Origin of the sequence: Caulobacter sp. SSI4214 (assembly GCF_012184455.1) — a bacterium.
Classification (GTDB): Bacteria; Pseudomonadota; Alphaproteobacteria; order Caulobacterales; family Caulobacteraceae; genus Caulobacter; species Caulobacter vibrioides_E.
The window spans coordinates 1-15,800 of record NZ_SZWJ01000097.1 but is presented as its reverse complement, the minus strand read 5'-3'; the positions used below and the strand labels follow the sequence as shown (position 1 = coordinate 15,800).

13 protein-coding genes and 1 pseudogene are annotated in these 15,800 nt (G+C 70.5%); 1 reads left to right on the top strand and 13 read right to left on the bottom strand.

From position 1 onward, the window contains the following. Positions 1 to 507 (top strand): arylesterase (locus tag FCU40_RS19715; RefSeq protein WP_168077273.1); only part of this gene is annotated, 507 nt, incomplete at its 5' end. Positions 508 to 534: 27 nt separating this feature from the next. Here the strand turns inward: FCU40_RS19715 and FCU40_RS19710 are convergent. From FCU40_RS19710 to FCU40_RS19655, 13 genes and pseudogenes are all read right to left on the bottom strand, one after another. Beyond that, the gene (locus tag FCU40_RS19710; RefSeq protein WP_168077272.1) at positions 535 to 3,621 is read right to left on the bottom strand and encodes an efflux RND transporter permease subunit; all 3,087 of its coding nucleotides are present in this window, start codon (positions 3,619 to 3,621) and stop codon (positions 535 to 537) included. 10 nt (positions 3,622 to 3,631) lie between these two features. Beyond that, entirely contained in the window at positions 3,632 to 4,789 is a 1,158-nt protein-coding gene (locus FCU40_RS19705) for an efflux RND transporter periplasmic adaptor subunit (RefSeq protein ID WP_241693659.1), read from the bottom strand. Between the two features lie 87 nt (positions 4,790 to 4,876). Then, complete coding sequence (locus FCU40_RS19700; protein ID WP_168077270.1) at positions 4,877 to 5,515, bottom strand: glutathione S-transferase family protein; 639 nt, start codon at positions 5,513 to 5,515, stop codon at positions 4,877 to 4,879. A gap of 115 nt (positions 5,516 to 5,630) precedes the next feature. Then, a complete protein-coding gene (locus FCU40_RS19695; protein WP_168077269.1) occupies positions 5,631 to 6,803 on the bottom strand; it encodes an acetyl-CoA C-acetyltransferase in 1,173 nt (390 codons plus the stop codon). Positions 6,804 to 6,865: 62 nt separating this feature from the next. After that, positions 6,866 to 7,297, bottom strand: coding sequence for a hypothetical protein (locus FCU40_RS19690; RefSeq protein WP_168077268.1), 432 nt, complete (start codon positions 7,295 to 7,297; stop codon positions 6,866 to 6,868). A 153-nt stretch (positions 7,298 to 7,450) separates the two neighbouring features. After that, positions 7,451 to 7,810, bottom strand: a complete 360-nt coding sequence (locus FCU40_RS19685; protein ID WP_004622370.1) for a hypothetical protein — start codon at positions 7,808 to 7,810, stop codon at positions 7,451 to 7,453. Positions 7,811 to 8,012: 202 nt separating this feature from the next. Continuing rightward, positions 8,013 to 8,363 (bottom strand): hypothetical protein, encoded by a 351-nt coding sequence (locus tag FCU40_RS23435; RefSeq protein WP_241693658.1) that lies wholly within the window; start codon positions 8,361 to 8,363, stop codon positions 8,013 to 8,015. A gap of 163 nt (positions 8,364 to 8,526) precedes the next feature. Continuing rightward, positions 8,527 to 8,724: pseudogene (locus FCU40_RS23570) on the bottom strand (helix-turn-helix transcriptional regulator); the annotation flags it as partial. A 201-nt stretch (positions 8,725 to 8,925) separates the two neighbouring features. Further along, entirely contained in the window at positions 8,926 to 9,654 is a 729-nt protein-coding gene (locus FCU40_RS19675; RefSeq protein ID WP_004622376.1) for a FadR/GntR family transcriptional regulator, read from the bottom strand. 164 nt (positions 9,655 to 9,818) lie between these two features. Beyond that, entirely contained in the window at positions 9,819 to 10,424 is a 606-nt protein-coding gene (locus FCU40_RS19670) for a 2-dehydro-3-deoxy-6-phosphogalactonate aldolase (protein WP_168077266.1), read from the bottom strand. A gap of 1 nt (position 10,425) precedes the next feature. Beyond that, positions 10,426 to 11,340 (bottom strand): 2-dehydro-3-deoxygalactonokinase, encoded by a 915-nt coding sequence (locus FCU40_RS19665; RefSeq protein ID WP_168077264.1) that lies wholly within the window; start codon positions 11,338 to 11,340, stop codon positions 10,426 to 10,428. Further along, positions 11,340 to 13,076 (bottom strand): IlvD/Edd family dehydratase, encoded by a 1,737-nt coding sequence (locus FCU40_RS19660; protein WP_004622382.1) that lies wholly within the window; start codon positions 13,074 to 13,076, stop codon positions 11,340 to 11,342. The genes FCU40_RS19665 and FCU40_RS19660 overlap by 1 nt, the downstream gene beginning before the upstream one ends. Before the next feature lie 99 nt (positions 13,077 to 13,175). Next, on the bottom strand, positions 13,176 to 15,800 hold a 2,625-nt coding region (locus FCU40_RS19655; protein WP_168077262.1), incomplete at its 5' end, for a carboxyl transferase domain-containing protein.

Here is a 15,800-nt window from a genome sequence, read left to right as displayed (position 1 = left end):
GGCCTGGGCGTGGCCGAGGGGCTGGCCCTGCCGGCGCGGCTGCAGTCGGCGCTGGATCAGCTGCGCGTCCGCGCCCGCGTCTTCGGCTTCGGGGTGATGGGCGACACCACCCTGGGCGGCCTGGCGCGGGTCGAGCGCGTGCCGGTCGGAACCAGCGTCTGCGTCGTGGCCCTGGGCGGCAACGACCTGCTGCAGGGCGCCGACCCCGCGTGGACCCGCGCCAATCTCCGCGCCATCGTCCAGCGCCTGAAGGCCCGCGGCATTCGCGTGGTGCTGGCGGGCGTGCGCGCCCCGGCCCTGCTGGGCGTCGACTACGCCCGCCGCTTCAGCCAGATCTATCCGCAGCTGGCCCAGGAGGAGGGGGTGTTCCTCGAGCCCGACTTCTTCACCGGCGTGATCGGGGTCGCCCGCTACATGCAGGGCGACGGCATCCATCCGAACGCGGAAGGCGCGCGGATCATCGCCGATCGGCTGGCCCCGGTGGTGGCGCGCGCGCTGAGCGCCTGACGCGAAGACGCCGTCCGCGGCGGGAGTCTACTCCGCCGCGTTCAGGCCGTGCTTGTCGCCGGACGCGTGATGGCGGCCGCCGAACAGCCGGCCCATCAGCCGTTCGGCGCGGGTCTTCAGACCGTCCATCAGCACGAACACCACCGGGATGTAGAGCAGCGACAGCAGGGTCGAGGTGATCAGGCCGCCGATCACCGCGATGGCCATCGGGGCGCGGAACTCGACGTCCGCTCCGAAGCCCACGGCGACCGGGATCATGCCCGCGCCCATGGCCACGGTGGTCATCAGGATCGGCCGGGCCCGCTTGTGGGCGGCGTCGATGATCGCCGTGCGCTTGTCCATGCCCTGTTCCTTCATCGCCATGATCGCGTACTCGACCAGCAGGATCGAGTTCTTGGCGGCGATGCCCATCAGCATCAGGATCCCGATCAGGGTCGAGATCGAGAAGCTGGAGTGGACCAGCACCAGCAGGCCGAAGGCGCCGCCGATGGCCAGCGGCAGGGCCACCATGATCGTGATCGGGTGGGCGAAGCTGCGGAACAGCAGCACCAGCACGACGTACATCAGAAGGATGCCGGTCACGAGCGCGCCGACGAAGCCGGTGACCATCTCGGCGATGAACTCGGAATCGCCGGCCGGGGTCTCCTTGACGCCCGGCGGCAGGTGCTTGACCGAGGGCAGGGCGTGGACGCGCTTGGCCGCCTCGCCGACGACGATGCCGTCCAGCTCGGCGGTGATGGTGGCCACGCGCGAGCGGTCCTGGCGGCTGATCTGCGAGGGACCGGCGCCGAAGCGGATGTCGGCCACGGCCTCCAGCGGCACGGGTCCGTTGGCCGACGGCACGCGCAGGGTCTGCAGCACCGCCAGGTCCTCGCGGGCGTTCTGCGACAGGCGCAGGCGGATCGGCACCTGGCGGTCGCCGAGATTGTACTTGGGCAGGTTCTGGTCGACGTCGCCGATGGTGGCCACGCGCACGGCCTGCGAGATCGCGCCCGCCGAGACGCCGGCGCGCGCCGCCTGGTCGGGCTTGGGCGTGACGACGATCTCGGGCCGGGCGATCGCGGCGGTGTTGACCACGTGGGCCAGGCCCGGGACGCCGCGCATCTCGGCCTCGACCTTGCGGGCGGCGGCTTCCAGGTCCGGGCCGTTGTCGCCCAGCAGGCTCAGGGTGTAGGACGCGCCGCTGGAGGGGCCGCCGCCATTGTTGCTGCCCGAGCCGATGCGCGCGCCGGGAATGGCCGCCAGTTGGTCGACCATCTCGCGGTTGAACTGCCGCTGGCTCATGCGCTGGTGCTTGTCGATCAGGTCGGCGGTGACGCTGGCCTTGTTGATCGTGTCGCCGCCGACCGCCGCATAGACGCTGACCACTTCCTTGCGGGCCAGCAGCGCCTTGGTGACGCGCTGGGTCACGGCGTCGGTCTCGTCCAGCGTCGCGCCGGGCGGCAGCTCGACCGAGAACTCGGCGCGGCCGCGATCGACCGCCGGCTGGAACTCGAACGGCAGGCGGGTGGCCAGGAACACCGAACCGGCGAACAGCGGAATGCCCATCAGCAGGACCTTCCAGCGATTGCGCAGGCCCCAGTTCAGCGCCTTCAGATAGGGCCCCATCCACGGGGGGTCCTTGTCCTCATGGCTGGCGTCGGCCTTCAGCATGTAGGCGCCCATCAGCGGCGTCAGCAGGCGGGCGACCACCAGCGAGAACAGGACCGAGATACAGGCGGCCAGGGCGAAGGCCTTGAAGAACTGGCCGATGATGCCGGGCATGAAGCCCACGGGGGCGAACACCGCCACGATGGTGAAGGTGGTGGCCACGACGGCCAGGCCGATCTCGTCGGCGGCTTCCATGGCCGCCGCGTAGGGGCTTTTGCCGCCGCGCATGTGGCGGACGATGTTCTCGATCTCGACGATGGCGTCGTCGACCAGGATCCCGACGGTCAGCGACAGCGCCAGCAGGGTGATGCCGTTCAGCGACTGGTTCAGCGGCGCCAGCACCGCGAAGGTCGGGATCAGCGACAGCGGGATGGCCACGGCCGACAGCAGAGTGGCGCGCCAGTCGCGCAGGAACAGCAGCACCACCAGCACGGCCAGCACCGCGCCCAGGATCAGCGCCTCCATCGAGGCCGCGTAGCTGTTCTCGATATATTTGACGTTGGAGGTGACCTCCTCGATCTTCAGCTCGGGGTGGTCCTTGTTCAGCTGGGCGACGGCCTTGCGCACCTTCTCGGCGGTCTGGACCTCCGAGCCGCCGCGCGAACGGACCATGTTGAAGGTCACGACCTCCTGGCCGTCGTAGCGGGCGCGCGAACGGGGCTCGGCCCAGTGGTCGGTGACCGTGCCCAGATCGCCCAGACGCACCGTGCCCCCGCCGGACATCGGCACGCGGGTCTCGCGCAGCTGCTCGACCGAGCCGGCCGCGCCCAGGGTGCGGATGGCCCGCTCGGCGCCCGAGATCGTCACCCGCCCGCCGGGCAGGTCGGCGTTGGACGAGACCAGGGCCTGGCTGACGGCCGCGGCCGTGACGCCGCTGGCGGCCAGGCGATCGGGATCCAGCGCGACCTCGATCTCGCGGCTCACGCCGCCTTGCCGGTTGACCTGCCGCACGCCCTTGATGGCTAGCAGCGCCCGGCTGACGTCGTTGTCGACGAACCAGCTGCGCTGTTCCGGCGTCAGGGTCGGCGCCCGGACCACATAGGTGATCAGGCCGTTGCCGGTGGTGTCGATCCGGGTGACGATCGGTTCCTGCATGTCCTGCGGCAGCGAGCCGCGCAGATTGGACATGGCGTTGCGCACGTCGTTGGTGACGCGCTCGTGGTCCACCCCCAGCTCGAACTCGATGAAGGTGGTCGAGGCGCCGTCGACGACGGTGGAGGTGATGTGGCGCACCTGGCCCAGGCCCGCGACCGAGTCCTCGATCAGCCGGGTGACCTGGGTCTCCAGCTCCTGGGGCGCGGCGCCGGGGCGCACGGCCGTGACGACGACGAACGGGAAGTCGACGTCGGGATTGTTGTTGATCCGCATGCTCTTGAAGCCGGCGATCCCGAAGACCGTCAGCAGCAGGAACAGGATCACGACGGGGATCGGGTTCTTGATCGCCCAGGATGAGATGTTGCGCATCGGACGGTCCTCAGCGCGCCGGTTGGGCGGGGGTCTGGACGCGCGGCGTCGCGCCCACGCGCACGGGGTCGCCTTCGCCCAGGAAGCCCGCGCCGTCGACCACCACCGTCTCGCCCGGGTTCAGGCCCGCGGCGGCGACGCGGTCGCCGGTCGTGGCCAGCACGTCGATCCGGCGGAAGTGAACCTTCTTGCCGGCGTCGACGACGAACACCCCCGGACGGTTCTCGCGGTACAGCACCGAGGCCGAGGGGACGACCAGGGCGGGCTGATCGCCGGCGTCGATGGTGGCGCGGGCGAACATGCCCGGCCGGAACGCGCCCATCGCGGTCAGCGCCACCCGCGCCATGCCCAGACGGCTGGACGGATTGACCTCGGAGGTGACGATGCGGACCCGGCCGCTCATCTGGCCGACCTTTTCGGAATAGACCTTGGCCGGCATCCCGGCCTTGACGGCCGAGAGGTCGGTCTCGGGAATTTCGGCGTTCAGCTCCAGGCGGCTGTCGCGGACGATGCGGAAGAGCTCGCTTCCGGCGGTGACGATCTGGCCCTTGTGGACGCTGCGGCGGCTGATCAGCCCGCCGACCGGCGCGCGGATCGTGGCCTGGGCCAGATGGGCGGCGGTCTCGCCGCGCGCGGCCTCGGCGGCGGCCAGGTTGGCGGCGGCAGAGCCCTCCTTGGCCGTGGCGGTGTCCAGGCCCGCCTGCGACAGGTAGCCCTTGGCGTTCAGCTCGCGCGAACGGTTCAGCGACGCCCGCGCCTCGGCCAGGGTGGCTTTGGCGGCCGCGACGCTGGCCTCCTGCTGGCGCAACTGGGCGGCGATCAGGGTGTCGTTCAGCTTGACCAGCACCTGGCCGGCCTTGACCACCTGACCCTCCTCGGCGTTGACGGAGAGGGCGGTCAGGCCGCCGGTCTCGGCGCCGACCGGCACCTCTTCCCACGGCGAGATCGTGCCGCTGGCGTTGATCTGGCGAGCGATCGGCGCGCTGACCACCTGGGCCACGCTGACGGTCTGGGCGGCGGTCCCGCCCTCGGCGGCCTTGACCTTCTTGGGCTTCTTGTCGCCGCAGCCGGCCAGCGCGATCGCGCTGACGCCCAGGATCAAGACCAGCGCGCTCACAGACGGGCGACGCCCCGCGATCCGGTTCAGCACGACGATATCCCCAGCCACAATTAAAAGCCCGCCGGCCTTCTAGCCGACAAACCCCGGGGCGCTGAGTTAATTTACCGTAAGACGATAAATGGTCCTCAATGCGCGTCAGGCTTTCACGTCGCGTTCCGTCCCAGCCTGCGCCGCCTTGGCCCGGACGAAGGCGGGGCGGTCCCGCATCCGGGCCCAGTACGCGGTCACGGCCGGGGAAAACTGCTCGGAAAGATTCAGCGTCTCGGCCAGCAGCAGGGCGTAGGCCACCGAAATGTCCGCGCCGGTGAAGCGCTCGCCAGCCACGAACGGCGCGGTCTCGAGCCGGGCGTCCAGGCCGCGCAGCCGCGCCAGGAACCAGCGGGCGTAGTCGCCGGCGACCTGGGGATTGCGCCGATCCTCGGGCTCCAGCCGCGTGTAGCGCAGCACCAGGGTCTGCGGAAAGGTCAGGGTCGCCTCGCCGTACAGCAGGCCGTTCAGATAGGCGCCATAGCCGGCCTCGTCGGGGCGCACGGACAGGGCGCCGTTGCCATGGCGCATCGACAGGTACTCGATCATCGCCGAGGACTCGGTCATCCGCGTCTCGCCGTCGACCAGCAGCGGGATGGTGCCCAGCGGGTTTTCGTCGAGATAGTCCCGGGCGTGGAAGCGCGGCGGGAATGGCAGCAGCTTCAGCTCATAGGGCAGGCCCAGCTCCTCCAGCGCCCAGAGCGGCCGGAACGAGCGGGCGTCGCGGCAGTGCCAGAGGGTGATCATGCCTGTCTCCCCATATCCCCTCTCACCCCATATCCCCCCACCGCGTCGGAGGGGTGAACGAGACGGCGCGGCGCGCGCCCTCGTCCACCGCCTCCCTCGCGCGGAAAGAGGGCGATCAGAGCCGCTCGACGATCGTGACGTTCGCCAGGCCGCCGCCCTCGCACATGGTCTGCAGGCCATAGCGGGCGCCGCGATCCTTCAGGGCGTGAACCAGGGTGGTCATCAGCTTGGCCCCCGAGCCGCCCAGCGGGTGGCCGAGCGCGATGGCGCCGCCATGGACGTTCAGCCTGTCCGGGTCGGCGCCCGTCGCCTGAAGCCACGCGGTCGGCACCGAGGCGAAGGCCTCGTTGACCTCGTAGAGGTCGATGTCGCCGATCTTCATGCCGGCCCGCTCCAGGGCCCTTTGGGTGGCGGGGATCGGCGCCTCCAGCATGATGACCGGGTCGTGGCCGATCACCGTCATGCCGTGGATCCGCGCCAGCGGCGTCGCGCCGAGCGCCTTGAGGCCGCGTTCGTTGACGATCATCACGCCCGCCGCGCCGTCGCAGATCTGGCTGGAGGTGGCGGCGGTCAGGCGACCGTCCTCGGCCAGCAGCTTCACCGCGCCGATCGACTCCCGCGAGGCGTCCCAGCGGATGCCCTCGTCGGCGGCGTGGGTCTCGGTCGTCCCGTCCGGCAGGGTGACCTCGATCGGCACGATCTCGGCGGCGAACTTGCCGGCCTTGGTCGCGGCCGCCGCGCGCTGGTGACTGGTCAGGGCGTAGGCGTCCAGCACGTCGCGCTCCAGGCCGTACTTGCGGGCCACCATCTCGGCGCCGGCGAACTGGCTGAACTGGATGTCCGGATAGCGGGCCTGGATGCGCGGGCTCATATAGGTCCCGAAGCCGTTCTTGTAGGGCAGGGTCGAGGGCAGGCCCATCGGCACGCGGCTCATGCTCTCGACGCCGGCGGCGATGACGATGTCCATGGCCCCCGACATCACGGTGGCGGCGGCGAAGTGGATGGCCTGCTGCGACGAGCCGCACTGGCGGTCGACCGACGTGGCCGGCACGCTCTCGGGCAGCTTGGAGGCCAGGACCGCGTTGCGCGCGATGTTGACGGACTGCTCGCCCGCCTGGCCGACGCAGCCCAGGATCACGTCCTCGATCAGGGCCGGATCGGCGCCGACGCGCTCGACCAGGCTGTCCAGCACCACGCCGGCCAGGTCGGCCGGATGCCAGCCCGAGACCTTGCCGCCCTTGCGCCCGCCGGCCGTCCGCGCGGCCGCCACGATATAAGCTTCGCCCATGTGTTCCTCCTGTCGCGGGGAGGAAAACAGGCGGTGGCGCCTATGTCAGCGGTGACGCGGCGTCAGGGGGCGCTGGTCTGGCGTTGTCCGGAGGCGCGGGACAGGCTGCCAATCAGCAGGGCGAACATGGTGAGGTAGCTGAAGAGGTTGCTGGCCGCGAAATAGGCTCGGCCCCAGATTTTTGGGTCCAACATGACCGCGAGGTGCACTAGCACGATCAGTCCAAGGAAGGCGCTCGCCCACATGGGCCACCAGCGGTCGGAGGTTAGAGAGATCGCCAGGACCACCAGGAAGAGGACGATGTCGACCGTCATCACGGCGATATCGAGACCGGCCTCGCGGGCGGTGCGCATCAACACGGCCGAAGCGAACCAGGCCAAGATCATGGCCACGGCGGAAAGACGTTCCGGCCGACCGCCGAAGCTCAAAGCGAACCCGCACGACGTCAGCAGGACGATCAGGCTGGCCCACTGGTGAAAGGTGTGGAGCGTCATGCGCTCACCCTATCGCGTCTTCAGACGGTTGCTAGAGCGCGTTAGGTTCAAGTGTGAGCGGTTAAACCGCTCGAACGCGCTCTCAATATTTGAATCTAGAGCCTGTTCCAGCCCTCGCTGGAACAGGCGCCGCATTTCGCTAGAGCGCGCTATCTAAGCGACTTCGCGCTCGTCCGCGACGACTTCAAGGAAGCCCGTCTGAGTCGGGGGCGGAGGCTTTTCACCGCCGCCGCCGAAGGCCACGCGCGACAGGCCGATGTCGCGCTGGGCGACCGACAATTGCTGATGGGTGGCCACGATGTTCTGGCGCGCCACGCCCAGGGCCTGCATCGTCTCGATGGCGCGCATCAGCGCGTCCTGACCGATGATCGCCGAGAGGTTGGCGTCCTGACGGGTCGCGGGCATCAGGCCGGCCAGGGCGGCGGTCTGGGTGATCGCGGCGTCGATGGCCTTTTCCGCGGCGAAAAGGGCCTCGGCCACGGTTTCGGCGGCGAGACGGCGTTCCTTGAGCATGCGTTCTCTCCTCGCGCGCGGCCAGCCCGCCGGCGCGTTGCTAAGGGTTTGATGTTCCGAGAAGCGATCGCGCCTGCCCCAGCGGCGCGACGATCAGGTCACAGAAGGCCTTCCAGCGCGTGGAGCCCCGCCAGGATCGATCCGAACGCCAGGGCGGTCAGAACCATCACGGCGGCGATGAAGGCCAGCCGGAGCGGAAGGCTCAGTCGATTAGGTCGACCCCATCCAAGTCCGGCGAAGAGCTGTCGGAGTCCGACAGGAACGTCTCGTCCATCACCGCGCTGGCGATGCAGAGGATCTCCCGCAGCACCAGTTCCGAAGGCTTGAACGGGGCCTGCTTGCGCGTGGCCTCCACCAGATCGCGCACCATCGCCGCGCCCGTCGGGGAGACCGAAAGGCTCGTCAATTGGCGCTCCAGCTCGCCCCAGGTGATCGGGGGCAACAGCTCGGCCGTGTTCAGGCGGGGCCAGTCGTTCTGGAAGTTCATCACGTCCTGACGAATGTGGGTCACCCGGCCGATCGCGTCCTTCTGATACGGAGTAAGTTCCTGCACGGTAAGCTCCTTGCTCAACGCCGCCAGGAGACCGTGACAGGGGGGGATCGCCTAGCCGGGCCGGATCGGACCCCGACGCGATCGGAGGGGGGGACCCCGACGGGACGCCCGGCCCGGGCGCGGCGTCGCGCGATCCCCGATCGAACAGCCGGCGGGCGGCGTCGTAGCGATCGGCGGCGCCCAGGCGGCGGCGGGCCTTGTCCAGGTGCCAGTCGACCGTGTGCTTGGACAGGCCCAATTCCCGGGCGATTTCCTTGGAGCTCATGTGCCGATCGACGAGTCGGAGGCATTCGCGCTCACGCTCGGTGAGGCGGTCTAGGTCGTCGACCTGATCCGTCAGTGAAGGATCGCCCTTGCCCATCGGCGGAACCTTATGCGAACCCGAGGCTTCGACAAGCCGTTGAAACATTAAACCTGCGCTACGGATTCGCGAGGGCGCGTCGTCAGAGGCGAGCGTCGGCCTCGGCCTCCGGGAGGCGGATCTAAAGGTTTTGATAACGCTATCTTTAGGATCGCGCGAAGAGGCGTTTTGTCGCGGATAAGGCGTTCTTGGAGCCCGACCTCAACCCCCGCGTCGGGCGGCTTCGGACTCGGTGGCGGGCGAGGCCGCGCGGATCAGTTCCAACACGTCGACGATGATCGCGCGCATGGCGGTCTGGGCCCTGTCGGCGTCGCGGGCGATGATCGCCTCGGCCACGTCCTCGTGCGACGGGATCGAGGCGGTGCGGCCCTTGATGCGGTTGGTGAAGCGGATCGAGATGCGCAGGGCCGTGTTCACCAGCTCGTGCAGCTCGCGATAGAAGGGGTTCTTGGTCGCGTTCAGGATGGCGATGTGGAAGGCGATGTCGGCCGACAGCGGGTCGTCCTCGCCCTCCGCGGCGGCCTCCATCCGGCGCAGGCCCTTGCGGATCTCCTCCAGCCCCGCCTCGTCGGCGTTGCGCGCGGCCAGGGCGGCGGCGGCCGGCTCGATCCCCAGGCGCATCTCGGTGAAGTCGGCCAGCAGTCGCAGGGAGAACTTGCGCTCCAGAAGCCAGCGCAGCACGTCGGGGTCGAGCATGTTCCACTCGGCCTCGGGCTCCACCACCGTGCCGTGGCGCGGCCGGGCGCTGAGCAGGCCCTTGGCGGTCAGCATCTTGACCGCCTCGCGCGTCACGGTGCGGCTGGCGCCGAACTGCTTGGATAGCTCCCCCTCGGTCGGAAAGCCCACCTGGGCGTATTCGCCGGTCACGATGGCCTGACCGAGTTGCTCGACCAGTCCGTAGGTCAAGCTCAAGCCGGGCTGGGTCCGCATCGGCGACTCTTCTTCCTTCTCGCGACGACGCGGGCGTCGCCACGCATCGAGATTGCTCCGCTGGCCAACGAAGCGGTTCGGCCGACTACAGCCGCGCCGCGCCGTTTCGGCAAGTGCCGTTCGCCGAGCGCGTTCTTGTCATGGACCGTGAGTCTGGATCGCGATCAACCCTGGCGCCAGGCGGCGACCAGGGCCGCCGCGCGCTGGCCGACCTCGGCCGCGGTGTAGCCGGGGCGATAGAGTTCCCCGCCGACGCCGACGCCCGCCACGCCGACCGCGCGCCAGGGCTCCAGATTGGCCGCGCCGACCCCGCCGACGGCGTAGACCAGCACGTCCTTGGGCAGCACGTCCTTGACCGCCTTGATGTGGCCCGGGCCGAACGTGCCGGCCGGGAACAGCTTCAGCGCCTTGGCCCCGGCCTTCACCGCCGCGAGGGCCTCGGTGGGGGTGGCGAAGCCGGGCATGGCCGTCAGGCCCAGCGCGACGGCGCGGCGGATGACGTCCGGATCGACGTTCGGGGTGACGATCAGCTTGCCGCCGACCTTGGTCACGTCATCGACCGCCTCGGGGGACAGCACCGTGCCGGCCCCGCACAGGGCCTTGTCGCCGAAGGCGGCGCACAGCTTCTCGATGCTGACCAGGGGATCGGGCGAGTTCAGCGGCACCTCGATCGCCTGGACGCCGGCGTCGACCAGGGCGGCGGCGATGTCGAGGATCTCGTCCGGCTTCACGCCGCGCAGGATGGCCACGATGGGGGGAGGATTGGACATGTTACGCTTCCCGCGACTTGGAGATCGCCGCCAGTCCGGCGAGGACGGCCGCGTCGCCATCGACGGTCGCGGCCTGGACCCCGGCCTGGGCCAGGGCTTGCACATAGAGATCACAGAGGCCGCCGGCGCCGATCACGGTCACCGCGTCCATCGGTCCGAACCAGTCGCGGGCGGCGGCCACGTCGGCCCCGACCAGCAGGCCCGACAGATAGCCCATGGCGTCGGCCGGGCTCATGCCGTCCAGCAGCTGGCGGGCGCGGGTCTCGAACATCAGGTGGGTCAGGCGCGCCGCGCCGTGCTCGGCGACGCGGGCGAGGCCGCGCGCGAAGCCCTCGGCCGAGCCGTCGACCCGCGCTCCGCCGCCGGCGGCCAGGGTCGAGTGCTGCTTCAGCAGGGCGAAGGTCTCGCCGACCGGGGCGGTGACGAAGCCCGCGACCTTGCCGTCCTCGACCACGGTCCACTTGTTGTGGGTGCCGGGCAGAACCAGCAGATGGCGGCCGGTCTTCAGGGCCAGGTTCAGCGAAAGGGCGCCGAAGACCTGGGTCTCCTCGCCGCGCATGACGTCGGGGCCGCCCAGCGGGTTCACGCACGAGAGGCCCGGGACCAGCGTCACCGGCAGGCCGTCGGCCTCGAAGTTCAGCGCCTTGTCGGCGACCTCGGCGACGCCGGCCGGGCAGGGGGCGTAGGCCGCCTCGCGCCAGCCGATCCGCGAACCGACCATGCCGCACATCACCGCGCGGGCCGGGTTGGCCTCGCGCCAGTCGCCGACCAGGTCCAGGAAGGTCTTCTCCGGCGTGTCGGTCAGGGCCGAGACGCCGGGGCCGTCGCGCCGGTGGATTACCGCCTTGCCCTGGCGCAGCCACAGCCGCAGGCGCGAGGTGCCCCAGTCGCCGACGATGACCACGTCCTGGTCCATCAGTGGCTTTCGCGGGTGACGACCGAGCCCGACGACCCGACCAGGAAGTCCAGGTCCGCGCCCTGGTCGGCCTGCAGCACGTGGTCGACATAGAGCTTTGCGTAGCCGCGCGTATAGGTCGGGGCCGGGCGGTTGGCGCGCCAGGCGGCCAGGCGGCTTTCCAGCTCCTCGGCGCCGATCGCCAGGGTCAGGGCGCGCGAGGGGCCGTCGAACACGATCTCGTCGCCGCTCCGGACCACGGCCAGCGGGCCGCCGGCGTCCGCCTCGGGCGAGACGTGCAGGATTACCGCGCCATAGGCGGTGCCGCTCATCCGCGCGTCGCTGATGCGCAGCATGTCCTTGACGCCCTTTTCCAGCAGCTTTCGAGGCAGCGGCATGTTGCCGACTTCCGGCATCCCCGGATAGCCCTTGGGGCCGCAGCCCTTGAGCACCAGGATCGAGGTCTCGTCGACGTCGAGGTCCGGATCGTCGATGCGGGCGCGGAAGTCCTCGATGCTCTCGAACACCACGGCCTTGCCGCGATGGCTCAGCAGGTGCGGGCTGGCGGCGCTGGGCTTCATCACCGCCCCGCCGGGGGCGAGGTTGCCGCGCAGCACCCAGATGCCGCTGTCGGGCTTCACCGGGGCGTCCATCGTGCGGATGACCTCGGCGTTGAACACCTCTGCGCTCTCGTACTGCGCGCCGATGCGGTGGCCGGCGACGGTCGGGGCCTCGGGATGCAGAAGCTTTTCCAGCTGCTTCATCACCGCCGGCAGGCCGCCGGCATAGTGCAGGTCCTCCATCAGGAAGCGGCCCGACGGCTGCAGGTCGACCAGCAGCGGCACGTCGCGCGACAGGCGGTCGAAGTCCTCGAGCTCCAGCGTCACGCCCAGGCGTCCGGCCAGGGCCAGCAGGTGGACGACGGCGTTGGTCGAGCCGCCGATCGCGGCGTGGACGCGCAGGGCGTTCTCGAACGCGGCGCGGGTGGCGACCTGGGACAGCGTCCGGCCTTCCTTGACCATCCGCACGATCGTGCGGCCGGTCTCGTGCGACAGGGCCCGGCGACGGGCGTCCACGGCGGGGATGCTGGCGTTGTAGGGCAGGGACAGGCCCATGGCCTCGATGATCGCGGCCATGGTCGAGGCCGTGCCCATCGTCATGCAGGTGCCCGGCGAGCGGCTCATGCCGCTCTCGGCCGACATGAAGTCGGCCAGGGTCATCTCGCCGGCGCGGACGGCTTCGGAGAACTTCCAGACGTCGGTGCCCGAGCCGATGTCCTTGCCCCGGAACTTGCCGTTCAGCATCGGGCCCGACGAGACGACGATGGTGGGCAGGTCGACGCTGGCCGCGCCCATCAGCTGGCCCGGCGTGGTCTTGTCGCAGCCGCCCAGCAGCACGACGCCGTCGATCGGATTGCCCCGGATCGACTCCTCGACCTCCATGGCCAGCAGGTTGCGGAACAGCATGGCCGTCGGCCGCATCTGGGTCTCGCCCAGCGACATGGCCGGGAACTCCAGCGGCAGGCCGCCGGCTTCCCAGACGCCGCGCTTCACGTGCTCGGCGATCTCGCGCAGGTGCGCGTTGCAGGGGGTGATCTCGGACCAGGTGTTGCAGATGCCGATCACCGGACGGCCGTCGAACACGTCGTCGGGCAGACCCTGGCTCTTCATCCACGATCGGTGGATGAAACCGTCCCGATCCAGCTTGCCGTATGTGCCGCCGCTGCGCAGGCGCTTGCCCGCGTTCTCGTCGCTCATGACCGTCCCTAACGCGGCCCGAAGGCCTGCCTTTGCTTACGACCGCGTCATTTATAGTATAATAAGTACCTATGCAACGGCGGGCGCGGGAAACGCCGGCTAGAAGCTGTCCACCCGCGCTTCCCAGGGGCGGCTCACGCCGGCCGCCGCGTCCAGGCCGCCGACGATCCAGCGCCGCGTGTCGACCGGGTCGATGACCGCGTCGATCTCCAGCGCCGCGGCCATGCTGGTCGCCTTGCCGGCCGCGTAGAGCCGCGCCACCAGCTGGTCGTAGAGCGCCTTTTGCTTGACCGGGTCGCTCTCCGCCTCCAGCTCCTTGCGATAGCCCAGCTTGACCGCGCCCTCCAGGCCCATGCCGCCGAACTCGCCGGTCGGCCAGGCGGCGATGAAGGCCGGGGCGTGGAACGAGCCGCCCGCCATGGCCTGGGCGCCCAGGCCATAGCCCTTGCGCGTCACCACGGTGAACAGCGGCGAGCGCAGCTTGGCGCCGGCGATGAACTGGCGGCTGACGCGGCGCACGGCGGCGGCGTCCTCGCTGTCGGGACCGACCATGAAGCCGGGCGTGTCGCACAGGCTCAGCACCGGCAAGCTGAAGGCGTCGCATAGCTGCAGGAACCGGGCGGCCTTCTCGGCCCCCTCGCAGTCGATGGCGCCGCCCAGGTGGCGCGGATCGTTGGCGATCAGGCCCATCGGCCGGCCCTCGATCCGGATCAGGCCCGTGACCATGCCCGCCGCGAAGCCGCCGCGCAGCTCCAGGAACGAGTCCGCGTCGACCAGGATCTCGATCAGGGCGCGGACGTCATAGACGCGCAACCGGTTCTCGGGGATCGCGCTTCGCAGCCGCCGCTGGTCCGGCGCGGTCCAGCTGGGCAATGCGCCCTGGAAATAGGACAGCGCCCGCTTGGCCAGCCGCGTGGCGTGGGCCTCGTCGTCGGCCAGGATGTCGATCACCCCGTTCTTCCACTGATGGGCCGAGGGGCCGATCTGCTCGGGCTTGAACACCCCCAGGCCGCCGCCCTCGATCATCGCCGGGCCGCCCATGCCGAGATTGCTGCCCCGGGTGGCGATGATGATCTCCGAAAGCCCGGCGATGGCGGCGTTGCCGGCGAAGCAGCGGCCGGCGACGATGGCGATCTTGGGGACCAGGCCCGACAGCTGGGCGAAGCTTCGGAACGTCGGCACGTCCAGGCCCGCCACGGCGGTGGTGTCGGTGTCGCCCGGCCGTCCGCCGCCGCCTTCCGCGAACCAGACCACCGGCAGGCGCTGGTCGGCGATGATGCTCATCAGCCGGTCGGACTTGCGGTGGTTCATCGCGCCCTGCGTGCCGGCCAGCACGGTGAAGTCGTAGGCCAGGGCGGCGGTGCGCGCCCTGTCCGGTGGGAACAGGGCGCCGTTGACGGTCCCGATGCCGGTGATCAGGCCGTCGGCCGGGGTGTTGGCGATCAGGTCCTCGGTCGAGCGCCGCCGCTTCTGGGCCGCGATGGCCAGGGCGCCGTATTCCAGGAAGCTGCCCGGATCGACCAGGTCGTCGATGTTCTCGCGCGCCGTGCGATGGCCGGTCTTGCGGCGCTTGGCGACCGCGTCGGGGCGGGCTTCGTCGAGGGTGTGGCGGTGACGGGCGACGACCTCGGCGAGGTCGGGGCGGATCGCGTCCAGGTCCTCGGCCGCCGTCTCGACGGCCGCGCCGCCCTCGACCGTCATCGGCTCCAGAAAGACCAGCGGCTGGCCTTCGGCGACGGCCTGGCCGGGCGCGGCGGCGATCCTCAGCACCCGGCCGCCCGAGGGGGCGTTGACCAGGTGCTCCATCTTCATGGCCTCCAGCACCGCCAGCGCCTGGCCGGGCCGGACGAGGTCGCCCTCGGAGACGGCGATCGACCCGACCGTGGCCGACAGCGGGGCGGCGGCGGCGACCGCGCCGTCCAGGGTCTCGAACGCCGGGCCGGGGGTGTCTTCGGGCAAGCCCGCGACCAGCTCGGCCGCGTGGTCCTCGATGAAGCGGGTGGTGGGGTTGTCCGGCGCCGCCGCCAGGATCGCCCGGATCAGCGGCGCGGTGGTCGCCACGCCGCCGACGCGGAACTCGGCCAGCGCCCGGTCCAGCCGGGCCGAGGCTTCGGGGAGCGTCCGTCCACGGACGATGACCTTGGCCAGCAGGCTGTCATAGGCCGTCCCGACGCTCAGGCCCGCGGCGCCGGCCGCGTCGACCCGCACGCCCGGACCGCCCGGCGGGGCCCAGGCGGTGATCGTGCCGCCGGACGGCTTGACCACGCCCTCGGCGGTCAGGGTCTCGGCGTTGACCCGCGCCTGGATGGCCACGCCGAAGGCGGCCGGCGCGTCGGCGAGGCCCAGGTCGGACAGGCGGGCGCCGGACGCCAGGTCGAATTGCAGCCGCGCCAGGTCCAGGCCCGTGACCTCCTCGGTCACCGTGTGCTCGACCTGAAGCCGGGGATTGACCTCGATGAAGAAGGCCTCGTCCGTATCGGCGTCGATCAGGAACTCGACCGTGGCCAGGCCCCGATAGCCGGCGCACAGCCGTTCGGACCAGCCGGCCAGGGCCGCGCGCTGGTTGGCCCGCAGGGCGGCCGGGGCGATCTCGACCAGTTTCTGGTTGCGGCGCTGCAGCGAGCAGTCGCGATCGCCCAGGGCCAGGACCTCGGCGCCGTCGCCGACGATCTGCACCTCGACGTGGCGGGCCCGCTCGATCCGCCGCTCGGCATAGAGGCCGCC